Source organism: Arthrobacter sp. TS-15 (genome assembly GCF_006964045.1).
GTDB lineage: Bacteria > Actinomycetota > Actinomycetes > Actinomycetales > Micrococcaceae > Arthrobacter.
Genome location: NZ_SDXQ01000142.1, coordinates 1 through 1,225 on the forward strand (window position 1 = coordinate 1; position 1,225 = coordinate 1,225).

Genomic DNA, 1,225 nt, shown 5'->3' on the forward strand with positions numbered 1-1,225 from the left:
GGAGCGGACTGTTCTCCGCCCTGCTGCGCCGCATGGTCGCGCGGGTGCCGGGCAAGTACCTGACCTTCGCGCTGTCGATGACGGCCATGGTCAGCCATGTCGCCGGTGACGTCGCCTACGTCACGCTCATCCCGCTCGGCGCCCTGGTCTTCCGCGCGGCGGGCCGCAGTCCCGTGCTCGGCTGCGTCGTCGCCTACGTCTCGATCGCCGCCGGTTACGACGCCTCCCCGTCGCTCACCACGACCGACGTACTGCTGTCCGGGATCTCCACGGCCGCCGCCCACACCATCGACGCGGACTACGTCGTCACCCCGGTGGCCAACTACTTCTTCGGGCTCGGCTCGTCGGTCCTGGTGGCCCTGGTGATCACCCTCGTCGTCGACAGGGTCCTCGCCCGCCGCGCGGACCTGGAGCCCGACGAGCCGGTCGCCGCGCTCGACGCCGACGAGCTGGAGGAGATCGAGGTCACCGAGCAGCAGCGCCGCGCGCTGCGCGTGACCGGGCTGGTAGCCCTCGGCTTCGTCGCGTTCCTGGCGGTGGCCATGATCCCCGCGTCCTCACCGCTGCGCGGCGAGGGCGGCGGCATCGTCGAATCCCCGCTGATCGGCGGGATGGCGCTCGTCCTGGGCGTGTTCTTCGCCGTGCTCGGCACGGTCTACGGCCGGATGACGGGGAGCTTCTCCGCCGCCGGAGACATCATCACCGCGATGGTCGACGGCACCCGTTCGATGGCGCCGATCCTCGTCCTGTTCTTCGCGATCTCCCAGTTCCTCGCCTACTTCAAGTGGACGAACATCGGCAACATCCTCGCCGTCAAGGGCGCGGAGACGCTGCGCGAACTGGACATGGACGGCTGGACCGTACTGGTCGGCATCGCCGTGCTGATCACCTTCATGAACCTCGTCATCACGAGCGGCTCCGCGCTGTGGGCCCTGGCCGCGCCCGTCCTCGTACCCATGCTGATGCTCATCGGCATCGAGCCCGAGACGACCCAGGCCGTCTACCGCGTCGCCGACTCGGTCACCAACTGCGTCACCCCGATGAGCCCGTACTTCGTGATGGCCCTGGGCTTCATCCAGCAGTACCGGAAGTCCGCGGGCATCGGCACGCTGGCCTCCTTCACGATCCCGATCGCCGCCGTCGTCTGGGTCGTCTGGGTCGCGTTCTTCGTGGCCTGGTACCTGCTGGGCATCCCTTTCGGCGTCGGCTGCCCGCACCTTCACCG

The 1,225-nt window shown here is 69.1% G+C and carries 1 protein-coding gene; it reads left to right on the top strand.

What is annotated here, in order from left to right:
- A partial coding sequence (locus EU811_RS23375) for an AbgT family transporter (protein WP_142940607.1) occupies nucleotides 1-1,225 on the top strand: 1,225 nt, incomplete at both ends.